This is a genomic window from 'Cynodon dactylon' phytoplasma (assembly GCF_009268075.1).
Taxonomy (GTDB): domain Bacteria; phylum Bacillota_I; class Bacilli_A; order Acholeplasmatales; family Acholeplasmataceae; genus Phytoplasma; species Phytoplasma cynodontis.
Genome location: NZ_VWOH01000002.1, coordinates 37,318 through 54,117, shown reverse-complemented (window position 1 = coordinate 54,117; position 16,800 = coordinate 37,318). Strand labels below are relative to the sequence as shown.

The following is a 16,800-nucleotide window of genomic DNA, read 5'->3' as shown; positions in this document are numbered from 1 at the left end:
AAATAGTTCAAAAAAATAAATTAAAATTAAAAAATATATTTACTTAATATTTGATTTTGTATATTTATCATTCCGTTAAGTTCTTCGTAATTTTCATCTTTATAGCCTTTTAAATGCAAATAACCATGCAAAGATAAAAAACAAACTTCTTTTATAAAATTACAACAAAAATGATCAGCTTGTAGTAAAGCTTCAGTTAAAGAAATAAAAACATCTCCTAATGAATCATCATCTATTTCATTTATAAAAGTTAAAATATCTGTAGGATAATTTTTATTTCTATAATAAAAATTCATTTTCTGCATTTTTTCATTTTCTATAAAAATAATATGCATTTTTTTATCATCCAAAATAGAGTTAAAAACCATAAATAATTTTGATTTTAAATCATAAATTTTCATTTTTGTTTGATTATGTATTTTAATCTCCATTAAAAATTTTTTTCTCCTTTAATCCAAATAAATCACTTAATATAAAAAATTATTAAATTTATAAAATTTAGCAAAAATAAAAAAGCAACTGCCTTATATATTTTTTAGTTGCTTAAACAATTTCGAATAAAAATTTTGCTTTGATTTGCTTTGATTAAATTAAAAATTTTATTTAGAAAAATTAATTTTTTTCTTTTTTTTCATATTAAGACTTTTTCTACGATTTTTTCTTTCTGTACTAGGTTTAACATAAAATTCCTTTTTACGAGCTTGCGCCAAAATACCCGATTTGGAAGTATCACGTCTAAAACGACGCAAAGTATCTTCAAAATTTTCATCTTTTTTAACAACAGTTTTAGTCATTATTAAATTTAACACTCCTTTTTTTTATAAAAATTTTTTTTATAAAAATAAAAACTAACTCAAAAAATAAAAAAATCTAAAATCCAAACAAAGAACTTTAACAGTATTATATCACAAACATTAACTATAATGATGAAAATTGTATTTTTAAATTAAAATAAGAATGCAAAAAAAGAATTGTTATAAAACAAAAAATAATACAATCAAAAAATTTTTCAGATTTAGGAGTTTGATAATTTCCGTATTGTTCTGCGAACATATCTATAATATTTTTTTCGGAAGAAAACAAAATAAATAAAATAATTAAAATACAATTCATATATAACAAAAAAGTTTTTTTTAATATAAAAAAATTATATAACATTGTTAAAAACCTCCTCTTGAGGCAATACTAAAGCTTTTAAAAAAACATCATTAGCATTTTCTATTGTAATTATTTCTAATTTTGATCTAACTTCTTCTGGTATATCATCTATATCTTTAATATTATCTTTAGGAATAAAAATAGTACTTAAACCACTTCTATTAGCAGCAATAGCCTTTTCTTTTAAACCTCCTATAGGTAAAATTGAACCTCTTAAAGTAATCTCACCTGTCATACCTATATCTTTTCTAACAAATTTTCCTTTAATAGCTGAAAAAATAGAAGTTGCTATAGTCACACCAGCAGAAGGACCATCCTTAGGAATAGCGCCTTCTAAAAAATGAATATGAAAATCATTAGAATCAAAAATATTGTATTCAATACCTAATTTTTTCGCATTAGATTTTAAAAAACTAAAAGCAGTAATTGCACTTTCTTCCAAAACTTTGCCTAAATGACCAGTAAGAACAAGTTTTCCACTACCTTTATAATAAGTAACTTCTACGGGTAAAATATCTCCTCCAAAAGCTGTATAAGCTAATCCATTTACTACACCTATTTGATTTTTAGTAGTAGGTAATAAATGTTGATAAATAACTTTTCCTAAAAAATTTTCAATATTATTTTGATCTATAGTAATTTTTTTTGTTTTATTTATTAAGATATCTTTGACAGCTTTTCTAATCAAATTCGCAATCTGTTTATTTAAATTTCTTACTCCGGCTTCCTTAGTATAATGTCTTACAATATACATAATTGTTGAATCATCAATTACAAATTGTTCTTGATCAATACCATGATCTTTTAATAGTTTAGGTAATAAATGTTCTTTAGCTATAATCAATTTATCTTGTTCTGTATAAGAATTTAATTCTATTATTTCTAAACGATCTTTTAAAGGATCAGAAACATTACTCAGATCATTAGCAGTTGTAATAAACAAAACTTTTGATAAATCAAAAGGTTCAGATAAATAAAGATCTACAAAACTTTTATTTTGTTTAGGGTCTAAAACTTCTAATAAAGAAGAAGCTGGGTCATGTTGAAAATTATTTACTAATTTATCTATCTCATCTAATAAAAAAACAGGATTAATAACACCTACATCTTTAATACCATTCAAAATACGTCCTGGCATTGCTCCTACATAAGTTCTTCTATGACCTCTAATTTCACTCTCTTCTTGTAATCCTCCTAAAGATTGTTTGACAAACTTTCTGCCTAAAGATTCTGCAATAGAAATAGCTAAAGTAGTTTTACCAACTCCTGGAGGTCCCACTAAACAAATAATAGTTTGTGGATTACGTTTAGTCATTATTTTTACAGCAGCATATTCTATAATACGCTCTTTAGCTTTTTTTAATCCATAATGATTTTTATCTAAAATAATTTGGATTTTTTCTAAATCATTAATATCTTTACTTTGTTTTCCCCAAGGCAAAGCAATTAAAAAATCTAAATAATTACGAATAACGAAAGAATCAGCAATTGCTGAAGAAATACTTTGATAGCGAGATAATTCTTGTAAAGCTTTTTCTTTTATATTCATAGGCATTTTAGAAGAATTTATTTTATTTCTTAAATCTTCTATTTCTTCTTCTTTTTTCGCTCTATCTCCTAACTCGTTTTGAATAGCACGCATTTTCTCTCTTAAATAAAATTCTTTCTGATTTTCATCAATACTTTTCTTAACTTCTGAATTGATTTTATTTTCTAATTCTATAATTTCTATTCTCATTTGTATATCTTGTAAAATATACATTAGTCTCTTATTCAAATGAGTTTCCTTAAGATATTTATATTTATTCTTTTCTTCAATTTTTAATGAAAAAATAATCAAATCTGAAGCTTTTTCAGTTGTTATTCCGTGTTTGATCTGTTCTAAAAAAGCATTTTCGGATATTAATAAAATTTTATTAATATTACTAGAAATTTGTTGCATTATTAATTTTATTAAAGCTTTTTCTTCCTGTAAATCTCCTAAAACAACTGGTACATCTTTATATTTAGTCATATAAAGATCGTTATTTTTTGTTATTTTTTGTACTTTTATTCTTTTTATAATACGAAATTTCACTTTATAAAGATCTTCATCTATTTTGATAGATAATAAAACCTTAGACAAAACTCCATATTGTTCTATATCAGATATTTTTGGATTATCTTTTAAAAAATCCTTTTGTATCAAAATAATAACATAAGGTGATTTATTTTTTTCAACAAAATTTAAAGCATTTATAGAAAAAGAACGTCCTATTTCAACTCTTAAATCGTTAAAAGGAATCGGAATAACATCTCTAACAATAATTGAAGGTAGTTCTTTTGGAATATTTTCTAATTCTGCTTTTTTGTTTTTATCCATAATTTTATCCATAATTTCCTCACATCCTTAATCCGTCAAAAATTAAAATAATAATTATAATTGTCTTCATAGTTACTGAATTATACATAAATAAAATATAACTTAATAAATATAAAAACATAGAATTAATATTTAAATAATTAAATAGTATCAAAAATTAATAAAACTTAACATATAAAATTTTTTAATAAAAAAGAAATAGTTTTATTAATTAAAAGATCTTCTTGAACTTTTTTTTGTAAAAAATCATTTTCTTTTATCTTTTCAAAGGAAATATTATAATCTAAATTAATTTTTTCATAACTTTTTTCTAATTCTTCAGTTGAAATTTTTATATTTTCTTTTTCAGCAATTTCTTTTAATATAAAATAAGTTTTTAAATTTTTTAAAGCTTGTTGTTTAATTTTATCTTCAAAATCTTTTTTACTAATTTGGTACATGGATAGATATTTATCCAAATCAAGATTACTTTGTTTTAATTTTTGTAAAAAAATTTTTTTTAAATAATTAATCTCATCAATAATAAAATTATTATTTAATTCTACAACAGAATTTTTAATTAAAAAATCTAATACTTCTTCTTTTTGATTTTGTTGAAACAAATTTTCTTTTTCATTTTCCAATTTTTTTTTAATAAATTCTTTTAAATCTTTTAAAGTTGAAATGTTATCTATTTTCAAACTTTTAACAAAATCATCATTTAAATAAAAATTTTTATCTCTTATTTTTATATCTTTTAATAAAACATCAAAAAAGATTTTTTTAGAAATATTTTTGTTATTATCATTTTTATCAAAAAAATCATTAGGTATTAATAAAGAAAAATTTCGATTTTCATTTATTTTCATACCTTTAATTCCTTCATCAAAACCTGGAAGAAATTGATTTTTTCCAATTTCTAAAGAAATATTTTTAATTTCATTATTTTCATCTTTTTTTTCTTCATTATACAATATTTTTAAATCTAAAATAGCTAAATCACTTTCTTCTAAAGGTAAATTATTTGATTTAGATAAATAAAGTTTAGATAAATAAAAATTATTCTTTTGAAGAAATACACTAATTTCATTATCAATTTCTTCAGAACTAACATTTTCCTTTGAAATATTGCTTATGAAAATTTTTTTATAATCACATAAAACAATACTTGGTTTCAAAGGAAATTCTAATGAAAAATCAAAAAAATCATTCTTATCTAAATTTTCTATTTCACAACTAATTAATTTCGGATTATCCAAAATAGAAAAATTATTCTGATTTTCTAATATTTTTTGTATTTTGCTTTTTAATAAAATATCAAAAGCATCTGAATAAAGTTTTTTATCTCCTATTTTTTTTTTAAAAACATCTCTAGGTACAAAACCTTTTCGAAAACCTTTGATCTCTATTTTATCTTTTATATTATCAAAAGCACATTTTAAATAATCTTCAAATTCTTCATTATATATACGAAAATGAAACTGTAAAAAATTATCATTAATTTTTTTAATTTCCATTATTTACCTACATTCTTTTCAAAAAAACTTTTAAAAAAAAGATTACATTTTAAATGATCATTAATAATAAAACATTTTAAATTATTTATTGATAATTCACATACTTAAATTTTGATTTTAAAATTATGATTTCAATTTAATAGAAAAAATAAATTCAATTCCAAAATAAAAAACAAATTAAAAAAATATAAATTATTTTTTATATTTGAAAAAAATAATTTTAACAAAAAAATTAAAAACTTTTCATTATAATTCAAATAAATATTTAGATAAAAAAAATAAAATTAATTTGTATGTTATTATTAAATTATACAATAAATTAAAAAAATAAAATTAAAATGTAAAATTGAATAATAAAAATTATTTTAAAATTCTTTATTTTTAATTATTTTCTTTTTTTCTAATATTTTTCTAATTTAAAATTTGTTGGAATTTTAAATTAGAAAAAAATAAAAAAATGCGTTTTTTTATTATTTGTTTTTTTAAAATGTTTTGTTTTATAATGTTTTTAATGTTTTTTGTAATATAATAATAATCTGATTATAATAATAATTATTTTATTATTCACACTATAAAATTATACAATATTATAAGGTAATTACAAATCATAATTAATATTATGAAGAACAGAAAAAATTTTTTTTATCAAAAAGAGTTTTTTTTACATATACAATAAGAAAGGTTTATTTAAATAAAAATAATGATAAAAATAATAAAAAAAAATATTCAAAAAAATACGGAAAAAAATAATAAAAAAAAAAATTTTTTTAATTTTATTTTTTTTATAATAACATTTACTACTATAATTTTAGGTATTTTTCATAGTTTTAATATTTATAAAGAAAATTTTATTTATGAAGATTTTAAATGGTATGATTATTTATCTTTTGCTAAATATAATAATTTTTTTATTCTTATTATAATTTTTTTTAGTCTATCATCTAAAATAAAAAATCACAATAAGAAAAAAAATTATCTAATATTTTGTACTTTTATAAGCACTTTAATAAATTCTTTTATAATAAAATCTTTGATACGAGATTGGAATATTTATCCTACAACAAAAAACTGCGGATTGAATATAATAATATATTACTTAGAATATATAATAATTCCTTCTTTGCTTTGCGTTTTTTATATTAAAAATTTTAAAAAAAACTCATTTTCAGATAATCAAAAATTTATTCTTGATTTAAAGCAAAATAAAATTAAACAAATTCTATTTTTTTTATCTCCGATAATATATTTTATTATTTTCTTCATTTTACAAATATTAATAAATCTATTTTTTCAAAATAATTTTGATTTTATTATTTTTATGAAAAAACAATTTATTAATCCTTATAATAAAGAACATTTTTTATTATGTTTTATAAGAATAATATTTTCATTTTTATTATTAAGTTTATTTTTTTGGATTATTTTGACAAAAAAAATCCAAAATAATTTTTTTAATATTTTGTTATTTTTAATAATTCTATTTTTGATGTCTATTATATCTCATAATATCCAAGATTGGCAACATGCAAAAAAAGCAATATTAAAACCTAATATAATGGGTGCAGGTTTATTTCCGGAATCAGCTGAAGTATCAGAATATTTTCAAAAAATTTCAAACTTAACAAAAAAACAATTAGAATCAGAAAAAAATAAAATTTTAGAACTAGGATCTGGTTCTGGTAATGTAACTCAATATTTAATTGATAAATTTGGAGAAGAAAATATAATATCCATTGAAATTGATTCTGAATTGTGTAAAGAACTTAAAAACAAATATCCTAAATTAATTGTTATACAAGGAAATGCTTCTGATTTTTTAGAATTAATACAAGAACAAAAAATACAACCAGAAAAGATAAAAGGTGTTGTATCTACTTTACCACTATCTATTTTTGATGAAAAAAATTTTCAAAAATTTAAATCAAGTATAGAAACATTAATCAACAATAACAATATTAAATATATGGAATATCGATTTAAATTATTTGAAAAACAAAAAAGACAAGTTACAAGATTAAAAAAAGAAAATAATTGTATTTTTATTTCTCAATTAATTCCGGTAAGTGTTTATACATATTCAAAAGAATAAAATAAAAAAATTAAAAATAATGAAAAATAATTATAAAATTGAAATTATAATTAAATAATATAAAAATTAAATTTAAGGAGTTAAATCTTAATAAATGTTTAAAAATAAAGATTACAATGCTGAAAGTATTCAAATTTTAGAAGGATTAGAAGCTGTTAGAATAAGACCAGGTATGTATATTGGTTCTACTTCAGAAAAAGGTTTATATCATTTAATCTGGGAAATAGTTGATAATTCTATAGATGAAGCATTAGCTGGTTTTGCAAATAAAATTATTTTAGAAATTTTACCTAATAATGTAATTCGTGTTTCTGATAATGGTCGTGGAATACCTGTAGATATACATCCAAAAACCCAAAAACCAGCTGTAGAAACTATTTTAACTACATTACATGCAGGAGGCAAATTTAATAACAAATCCTATAAAATATCTGGCGGATTACATGGAGTAGGAGCTTCCGTAGTTAATGCGCTTTCATCTTGGTTTACAGTAGAAATACACTTAAATAATAAAATATATTTTCAAAAATATGAAAAAGGAATACCTGTGACTACTTTACAAAAAAAAGGTGAAACTAATAAAACAGGAACTATTATAACTTTTTTACCTGATAACGAAATTTTCAAAGAAATGGATAATTTTTCTTATCGTTTAGAAATTATTAAAAACAGAACTCAACAATTAGCTTTTCTAAATAAAAACATCCAATTACATCTTGTAGATTCCAGAATTTATCCAAATAAAAATTTTAATTTTTGTTATGAAGGCGGTATCAAAGAATATCTTAAATATTTAAACGAAAATAAAAAAAATATAAATACAGAATTTTATCAAGAATATAATTCAGATGATATTTCTTTTGAATTATCTTTACAATATTCTGAAAACTACTCTACTAATATTTATTCCTTTGTTAATAATATACCTACTCTAGAAGGAGGAACACATGAAGAAGGATTTAAAATATCTTTAAACAGAATTTTAAACAAATACGCAAAAGAAAAAAATTTTTTAAAAAAAGATATTAACTTTATTAGTGAAGATACTTTAGAAGGGATTACAGTTATTATTTCTCTAAAATATAGTAACCCTGTATTCGAGGGACAAACTAAAACTAAACTAGGAAATATAGAAATAAAACAACTAATTTCTAAAACTTTTGGAGAAAATTTTGAAAGATATCTATTAGAAAATCCTAAAGAAGCAAAAAAAATAGTTGAAAAATGCTTACTATCGATAAAAGCTAGAATAGCTGCGAAAAGAGCGAGAGAAATTACACGTAGAAAAACTCCTTTAGATTCTTTCGGATTTGCTTCAAAATTAGCAGATTGTTATACTAAAGAACCATCATTATCCGAACTATATATCGTCGAAGGTGATTCAGCCGGAGGTTCTGCTAAACAAGGAAGAGATTCTAAATATCAAGCTATTTTACCTTTAAGAGGAAAAATAATAAATGTAGAAAAATCACGTTTAGAAAAAGTATTAAGTAACAGTGAAATTATTTCTTTAATACAAGCTATAGGAACAGGTTTTGATAAAGAATTTAATTTAGCCAAATTAAGATATCATCGTATTATCATTATGACAGATGCAGATGTAGATGGAGCTCATATAAGAACATTACTATTAACTTTCTTTTTTAGAAATTTCAGAACTTTAATAGAAAAAGGTTTTATTTATTTTGCACAACCTCCTTTATATAAGATTCAATATAACAAAAAAACTCATTATATGTATAATGAGAAAGATATTAAAGATTTTTTAATAAAAAATGAAAAAAACAAATTCGTTATACAAAGATATAAAGGTCTAGGAGAAATGAACCCAGAACAACTTTGGGATACTACCATGAATCCTGAAAAAAGAACTTTACTACAAGTAAATTTAGAAGATGTTTTAGAAGCAGATAGAACTTTTAGTATGTTAATGGGAGAAGAAGTTTCTACTAGAAGAGATTTTATAAAAGAAAATGCTATCTATGCAGATTTAGATATTTAAAAAATTAAATAAAAAAATAAATTAAATAATACATAGGCGATAATTATGTCAAATAAAACAAAAAAAAAATTAAAAGAAATGAATTTAGAAAATATGAATTCGGAATTATCAAATCAAAATAAAAATAATACACAACAAGTAGATATTAATGAAGAAATGAAAAAATCTTTTTTAAGTTATGCAATGAGTGTAATTGTATCTAGAGCTTTACCAGAAATAAAAGATGGATTAAAACCTGTTCAAAGAAGAATTTTGTATGGTATGAAAGAATTAGGGATTTATAGTAATTCTAGCTATAAAAAATCAGCAAGGGTTGTAGGAGATGTTATGGGTAAATTTCACCCTCATGGAGATAGCAGTATTTATGAAGCTATGGTTAGAATGGCACAAAATTTTAATTATCGTTATCCTTTAATTGATGGTCATGGTAATTTCGGTTCTATAGATGGTGATTCTGCTGCTGCTATGCGTTATACAGAAGTAAAAATGTCGAAAATAGCTATGGAAATGATCAAAGAAATAGATCAAGATACAATAGATTTTGTTAATAACTATGATAATAGTGAAAAAGAACCTATTGTGCTACCTACAAGTTTTCCTAATTTACTAATTAATGGTTGTTCTGGTATTGCAGTTGGTATGGCAACTAATATACCTCCTCATAATTTAGGAGAAGTAATCGATGCATTATTAATGTATATCGAAGACAAAAAAATTGAAATAACTGATTTAATGAAATATATTAAAGGGCCTGATTTTCCTACAGGAGGAGAAATTTTAGGTTGTGATAATTTAAAAGAAGCTTACGAAACAGGAAGAGGAAAAATTTTTATAAGAGCAAAAACAGATATTATTCAATCTGATAAAAAGAAAAATTCTATTATTATTACTGAAATACCTTATCAAATAAAAAAAACAAGTTTAATAGAACGTATTGCTTTTTTAGCTAAAGAAAAAATTATTGATGGTATTACTGATTTAAGAGACGAATCTTCAAATAAAAAAGGAATAAGAATTGTCATAGATTTAAGAAGAGATATAAACACTCAAGTTTTTTTAAATAATTTATATAAACATTCCCAAATTCATATTTCTTTTAATTTCAATATGATTGCACTAGTTAAAGGAATTCCACAAATAGTAAATTTAAAACAAATTCTAGAAGAATTTTTCTTATTCAGAATAGAAGTTATCAATAAACAAAAAAAATTCGAACTTAAAAAAGCTTTAAGTAAAAAACATATAATTGAAGCTTCTGTTATAGTTCTAAATGATATAGATAATTCTATAGAATTAATCAAAAAAGCAAAAAATATTCCTGATGCTAAAGAAAAGTTAATGGAAAAATACAATTTTGATGAAATACAAAGTAAAGCAATACTAGAAATGAGTTTACAAAAAATTACAAATCTAGAAATAGAAAAAATTAAAGAAGAAGAAAAAAAATTAATTCAACAAATTAATGAATACGAAAGTATCATAAATTCACAAGAAAAAAAAGAAAATATTTTAAAAAAAGAATTGATAGAAATTAAAAATAAATTCCAAGATAAAAGAAAAACGATAATAAATACAAAAAAAGAAATTTTAGATATATCTAATGAAGATCTTATAGAAAAAGAACATATACTAATAACTATAACAAATAAAGGTTATGCTAAAAGACTAAATCTAGATACATACAAAAAACAAAATAAAGGTGGTAAAGGTGTAAGTGGTATTTCTATTAATGAAGATGATTTTGTAGAACATTTTATTATCACATCTACACATGATTACCAATTATTATTCACTAATAAAGGTAAAGTTTATCAACTAAAAGGTTATCAAATACCAGTTTTTTCACGCCAATCTAAAGGAATTCCTTTAATAAATTTAATACCTTTAGAAAAAGGAGAATTTTTAACTTCAATTACCAGTGTACAAAATTTTAAAAAAATTGAAGATTACTTAATATTAGTTACTAAAAAAGGATTAATTAAAAGAAATTCTATTCAAAATTATGAAAATATAAGAATTAATGGAAAAATAGCTTTTGTATTAAAAAAAGATGATGAAGTGCTATATGTTTTAAAATCTTCAGGAAATCAAGATATAATTCTTGCTGCTTCAAATGGTAAAGCGATTAGATTCAACGAAAACTCAATTCGTCAAACATCTCGTATGGGTGCAGGAGTTATAGGTATGAGAATTGCTCCAGAAGATAACATTGTTGGTTCAGCTATAGTTTCTTCTCCAGAACAAGAAATTTTAGTTTTAACAGAATTTGGTTATGGTAAAAAAACAAAAATTAACGAATATAGAAAACAAAAAAGAGGAGGAAAAGGAACTAAAACTTTAAAAATAACTGAAAAGAACGGAAAATTAGTTTCTTTAAAAACTGTTTTTGCGCAAGAAGAATTAATATTAATTTCTGATAAAGGAAAAGTTATAAGAATGGAAATCAACAAAATTTCTACTACTAAATCTAAAATAGCTCAAGGAAATAGATTATTTAAATTAGATAATAAACAAAAATTAGTAAATGTAGTTGTTGTTAAGGAAAAAATTTTAAATTTATAAAATTTATCAAAATAATCAAATATATATTTATGCAAAATTATGAAAAAAAAATTATATTAAATAAGATATCAAATTCAACACTTTTTACAAAAAAAATAGGTTCTCAATTAGCTTTATTAATTAACAAATCAAAAAAAAATATAAAAAAAAATATTATTCTATTAGAAGGTTGTATTGGTTCAGGAAAAACTACTCTTATAAAAGGAATTGCAAAACAATTAGGAATAAAACAAAACATAAATAGTCCCACTTTTTTATTATTAAAATCTTATAAAGGGAAAAATAATAAAATACATCATCTAGATTTATATAAAATGCTAAATTCAAAAAAAAATTCTATTATATCAATCATAGAAGAGATAAATGAAATTGTAGAATTAGGAGAAATTTTAATTATTGAATCTACAAAAAACATTTTATCTTTTTTTCCACATTGGGATATTAAAATTAAAATAAACATTTTAAGCTTAAACAAAAGACAAATTTTAATAGAACAAAATAATACAATATCGAAATTATGATACAAATAGAATTATTCTAAAATTATCAAATAAAATTTAAATTTTTAAATTTTGAAAGAAAAAATAGTTTAATATGAATTATTCAAAAAACCAAAATAAAGAAAATTACCTAATTTTAGATGTATCTTTAAAAACACAATTAATAATTTTAACTCAAAAAAAAAAAATTTTAGATACAATAAATTTTCCTAATTATAAAAAATTTGTAGAAAACACTGTTCCTTTAATTGATCAAATACTAAAAAATAATAATTTCAAATTAAAAGATTTAAATGGTATCATAGTAGGAAAAGGACCTGGATCTTTTATTGGTACAAGAATAGCTATTTTAACCGCAAAAATTATTTCTTCAGAAATAAATATTCCTTTATACAAAATAAGTAGTTTAATTCTTTTATCTAGTGGATATATAAAAAAAAATAAGATAACACCTAAAATTTATGCTTATGAAAATTTTCATTATGGTATTAGTTTTAACGAAAACAAAATAGTTTTAAAAGAAAACATTTATGAAAATTCATTTTTAAATAAATTTGAAAATCATCTATTATTAAATTCTAATAATATCAAAATATCTTTATCTACTGTTTTCTTATACACTAAACAAATTAAAAATCCTCATAAATTAATACCAAGTTATTATGATAAAAAATATTAAAAGGTTAAAGAGTTTAATGAAATGACTATTATTTTATCTATAGAAACAAGTTGTGATGAAACTAGCATAGCTGTAACAAAAAACGGCAAAGAAGTTTTATCTAATGTTGTTTTTTCACAAATTGATTATCATAAAAATTTTGGAGGTGTTGTACCAGAAATAGCAGCACGAAAACACTTAGAATTTTTTACTATTATTTTAAAAAAAGCAATAAAAAAAGCTAATATAAATAAAGAAGAAATAGATTTAGTAGCAGTTACAGAAGGTCCAGGTTTGATTAGTTCTCTACTAGTAGGAATAAATGGAGCAAATGTATTCGCATATATTAACGATAAACCTATAATTGGTATTAATCATTTAATAGGGCATATTTATTCTGCTCAAATCGAAAATGAACTAAAATTTCCTAACTTAGTGCTATTAATTTCAGGTGGTCATACTGAATTATTTTATATTCAAGATCATTTTAAAATTAAACATATTGGCTATACTTTAGATGATGCTATAGGAGAAGTTTATGATAAAATTTCAAAAAGTCTTAATTTAGGATATCCTGGAGGACCTATCATAGAGAAAAAAGCTAAAAAAGGGCATGATGTTTTTAATTTTGTTAGACCCTATCTTAAAAATAAAAATTTAAATTTTAGTTTTTCTGGCTTAAAAAGTAAAATTATTGATTTTATTAATAAAAAAAACAATTTAGACGATTGTTTGAATGATATATGCTGTTCATTTCAAGCTAGTGTTGTAGATGTTTTGTTAGAAAAAACCAAAAGAGCAATCCAAAAATTCCCTGTTTTACAATTAGTAATTGTAGGAGGAGTAGCAGCAAACAAATTTTTAAAAAAAAAATTTCAAAAACAATTTCCTTCAATAGAATTAATTATACCTAAAAAAGAATATTGTACTGATCAAGCAGCTATGATTGGAATTGCTGCTTATTATCAGAATAAATTTTATAAAAAAGCTCAAAAAAAATACAATTTAAATGGTAATGCTAATATGAATCTTAAATAATTTATAAAATAACTTATAACAAAAATATTTCATATATGGAAAATAAAATAAAAATGAAAAAAAAAGAACAAAATTCTAATTTTATCAAAAATATAATAGCAAAAGATCTTAAGCAAAAAAAATATAACAAAATAATTACAAGATTTCCTCCTGAACCTAATGGATTTTTGCACCTAGGTCATGCTAGAGCTATAATTATTAATTTTGAATTATCATCTTTTTTCAAAGGCAAAACTTATTTAAGATATGATGATACCAACCCTCAAAAAGAAAAAATGATTTTTGTTGACTCTATCTTAGAAAATATAAAATGGTTAGGATATAATCCCGATAAAATAACATTTGCCTCAGACTATTTTGAAAAAATGTATAAAAAAGCTCTAATTTTAATTCTAAAAAATAAAGCATATGTAGATGATCTAAGCGCTGAACAAATTAAAAAATATAGAGGAGATATAAATAAAAAAGGTATAAATTCTCCATTTAGAAATCGTAGTATTCAAGACAATTTAGATCTATTTAAAAAAATGAAAAAAGGTTTTTTTAAAAAAGGAGAAAAAGTTCTAAGAGCTAAAATTGATATGTCACATGCAAATATCAACTTAAGAGATCCAGTTTTATATAGAATTTTAGACACTTATACTTTGAAAAAAAAACATTGGTTTATTTTTCCTTCTTACGATTACGCACATCCTTTAGAGGATGCTATAGAAAAAATTAGTCATTCTTTATGTTCTTTAGAATTCGAAGATCATAAACCTTTATATAATTGGATATTAAAAGAAACAGAAATCAAAAAACCTCCTACTCAAATTGAATTTGGTCGTTTAAATATTACTAACACTTCTTTAAGCAAAAGAAATTTAAATTTTTTAGTAGAAAATAATTTTGTAAAAAGTTGGGATGATCCTAGAATGCCCACTTTATCAGGTTTAAGAAGAAGAGGATATACACCAGAATCTATCAAAAATTTTATATTAGAAGCTGGTGTAGCTAAAAACAACACCGATATAAAAATAGAAATGATGGAACATTTTTTAAGAAAAGATTTAGAATATAAATCTAAAAAAGCTATGGCTATAATTAATCCTTTAAAAGTGACTATAACTAATTATCCTGAAAATAAAATAGAATTTTTTCAAATTCCATTTCATCCTAATAATAATAGTTTAGGGCAAAGAAAAGTCTTTTTTTCCAAATACATTTATATAGAAAAAGAAGATTTTTCTGTTGATAAACCAGATAAAAAATATAAAAGATTATTTTTAAATGGTGAAGTAAGATTATTAAATGCTTATTTCATAAAAGCTTATAAAATTATTAAAGATAACTATAACAATATAACAGAAATTTTAGTTACATATGATAAAAATACGAAAAGCGGAACAGGTTTCAAAGAAAGAAAACCAAATGGTACTATTCATTTTGTCGAACAAAAAACTGCTAAAACAGCAACATTTAATTTTTTTCAACCTTTATTTAAAGATAATAATAATTTGGATATTAATAATCTTAATCTTAATTCACTAATTACAAAACAATCTTTTGTAGAAAATAGTTTAGAAAAAGTTTTTGATCTAGAAAAAATTCATTTTATAAGACATGGATATTTCAATGTGGATCAAAAAGAACAAAAAAAATTAAATTTTAATGAAATCGTTCCGTTGAAAAAATCTTACAAATAAATTTTATATATTTTTTATAATAATGAATAAAAGTAAATAAAATTTTAATTATGGTAAAAAAAATGACAAAAAAAATAAAAGTAATTATAAAAAATTTACACGAATTAGAACTACAAGAAGATGCAAAAAAAGGAGATATTATTAATCTTAAAGAAAATATATATCTTAATATGGATATTATTAGAAAAGAAATTTATGAGCAAGAAAAAAATAAAATAAAAAAAAAATTGATACAAGAAAAAGAAAATGAAATAATAAAATTAAAAAATGAAAAAGAAATAGAAATACAAAAATTAATATATGAAAATGAAAAAAAAAGAATAAAATTAGAAAATGAAAAAAATCAAGAAATTTTAAAATTAAAATTAAAAAGAAGTAGTTTTAACAATAAAATAATTGGTGAAAATTTAGAAAAATGGTGTGATAACGAAATTCAAAATCAAATGCTAATTTTAAATGATATTTCCTGGCAAAAAGATAATAAAATTATAAAAGGAAGCAAAGCGGATTTTATATTTAAAGTTTATAGAAATAACAATAAAATTGAAAATGAAATTTTAACATCTGCTATTTTAGAAATGAAAACAGAAGTTAAAAATATAGATCCTTTTAAAAAAAAACAAAAAAATGATCAATATTTTCATAAATTAAATATGGATCGAGAAAATAAACAACTAGAATTTGCCTTATTAGTTAGTGAATTAGAATATGATCAAGAAAATGATTTGCCTATTAAAAAAGTTTCGCAATATGACAAAATGTATATCGTTAGACCTCCTTATTTAGTAACTTTTCTGAATATTATAATTTCTTTAGCTCGAAAAAATAAAGAATTAATTTATCATTTAAAAAAAGAAAAACAAAAATTTAAAAAAGAAGAAGAGATTATAAAATCTTTTGAAAATATGAAAGATAAATTTTTAAATAATTACTTAATTAAAATAGAAAATAATTTAAAAGATATTATAAAAGAAAACAAAAGTATAAAAAATATATCAGAAAATATTCTTACTATATATAATAAAATAGAAAAAAAAGCTAAAATAATTTTAGAATATCATTTACAACTTCTCATAAAAAAAATCGAAAATTTTCAAATAGAAAAAATCATTAAAAAAATAAATAAAACAAGAAACTAACTAATAAAAAAATAGACTATATAAAAACAATAACAAATGCTTATTTTATATAATCTAATATAATTAATATAATTTTTATTTTATAATTTATTCAAATAATAAACCTGGATT

Annotated in this window: 13 protein-coding genes; 8 read left to right on the top strand and 5 right to left on the bottom strand. The window is 21.0% G+C overall.

Annotated elements, in window-relative coordinates; all coding sequences use genetic code 11:
- Positions 1–26 precede the first annotated feature (26 nt).
- The 5 genes from ybeY to tig form a co-directional block, all read right to left on the bottom strand.
- A complete protein-coding gene (gene ybeY, locus F1741_RS01340) occupies positions 27–431 on the bottom strand; it encodes an rRNA maturation RNase YbeY (protein ID WP_152309817.1) in 405 nt (134 codons plus the stop codon).
- A 168-nt stretch (positions 432–599) separates the two neighbouring features.
- On the bottom strand, positions 600–794 hold the full coding sequence (gene rpsU / locus F1741_RS01335) for a 30S ribosomal protein S21 (protein ID WP_152309816.1): 195 nt from the start codon (positions 792–794) through the stop codon (positions 600–602).
- Between the two features lie 124 nt (positions 795–918).
- Positions 919–1,158, bottom strand: coding sequence for a hypothetical protein (locus tag F1741_RS01330; protein WP_152309815.1), 240 nt, complete (start codon positions 1,156–1,158; stop codon positions 919–921).
- Positions 1,148–3,532, bottom strand: a complete 2,385-nt coding sequence (gene lon / locus F1741_RS01325) for an endopeptidase La (protein WP_244609566.1) — start codon at positions 3,530–3,532, stop codon at positions 1,148–1,150. Before lon ends, F1741_RS01330 begins: the two co-directional genes overlap by 11 nt.
- Positions 3,533–3,687: 155 nt before the next feature.
- The gene (gene tig, locus F1741_RS01320; protein ID WP_152309814.1) at positions 3,688–5,016 is read right to left on the bottom strand and encodes a trigger factor; all 1,329 of its coding nucleotides are present in this window, start codon (positions 5,014–5,016) and stop codon (positions 3,688–3,690) included.
- Between the two features lie 700 nt (positions 5,017–5,716).
- On the opposite strand from tig, the gene F1741_RS01315 reads away from it, so the two are divergent.
- The 8 genes from F1741_RS01315 (at position 5,717) to F1741_RS01280 (ending at position 16,689) form a co-directional block, all read left to right on the top strand.
- Positions 5,717–7,105, top strand: a complete 1,389-nt coding sequence (locus tag F1741_RS01315) for an rRNA adenine N-6-methyltransferase family protein (protein WP_152309813.1) — start codon at positions 5,717–5,719, stop codon at positions 7,103–7,105.
- Between the two features lie 94 nt (positions 7,106–7,199).
- Positions 7,200–9,107, top strand: coding sequence for a DNA topoisomerase (ATP-hydrolyzing) subunit B (gene gyrB / locus F1741_RS01310; protein WP_152309812.1), 1,908 nt, complete (start codon positions 7,200–7,202; stop codon positions 9,105–9,107).
- 93 nt (positions 9,108–9,200) lie between these two features.
- Positions 9,201–11,669: a DNA gyrase subunit A gene (gyrA, locus tag F1741_RS01305; protein WP_212380315.1), complete on the top strand. Its 2,469-nt coding sequence runs from the start codon at positions 9,201–9,203 to the stop codon at positions 11,667–11,669.
- Between the two features lie 29 nt (positions 11,670–11,698).
- The gene (tsaE, locus tag F1741_RS01300; RefSeq protein ID WP_152309811.1) at positions 11,699–12,190 is read left to right on the top strand and encodes a tRNA (adenosine(37)-N6)-threonylcarbamoyltransferase complex ATPase subunit type 1 TsaE; all 492 of its coding nucleotides are present in this window, start codon (positions 11,699–11,701) and stop codon (positions 12,188–12,190) included.
- A 73-nt stretch (positions 12,191–12,263) separates the two neighbouring features.
- Positions 12,264–12,848 (top strand): tRNA (adenosine(37)-N6)-threonylcarbamoyltransferase complex dimerization subunit type 1 TsaB, encoded by a 585-nt coding sequence (tsaB, locus tag F1741_RS01295; RefSeq protein WP_152309810.1) that lies wholly within the window; start codon positions 12,264–12,266, stop codon positions 12,846–12,848.
- Positions 12,849–12,869: 21 nt separating this feature from the next.
- Positions 12,870–13,865, top strand: coding sequence for a tRNA (adenosine(37)-N6)-threonylcarbamoyltransferase complex transferase subunit TsaD (gene tsaD, locus F1741_RS01290; RefSeq protein WP_152309809.1), 996 nt, complete (start codon positions 12,870–12,872; stop codon positions 13,863–13,865).
- 53 nt (positions 13,866–13,918) lie between these two features.
- On the top strand, positions 13,919–15,550 hold the full coding sequence (gene glnS / locus F1741_RS01285) for a glutamine--tRNA ligase (RefSeq protein ID WP_152309808.1): 1,632 nt from the start codon (positions 13,919–13,921) through the stop codon (positions 15,548–15,550).
- 62 nt (positions 15,551–15,612) lie between these two features.
- A complete protein-coding gene (locus F1741_RS01280) occupies positions 15,613–16,689 on the top strand; it encodes a DUF2130 domain-containing protein (protein ID WP_152309807.1) in 1,077 nt (358 codons plus the stop codon).
- The last annotated feature ends 111 nt before the right edge of the window (positions 16,690–16,800 follow it).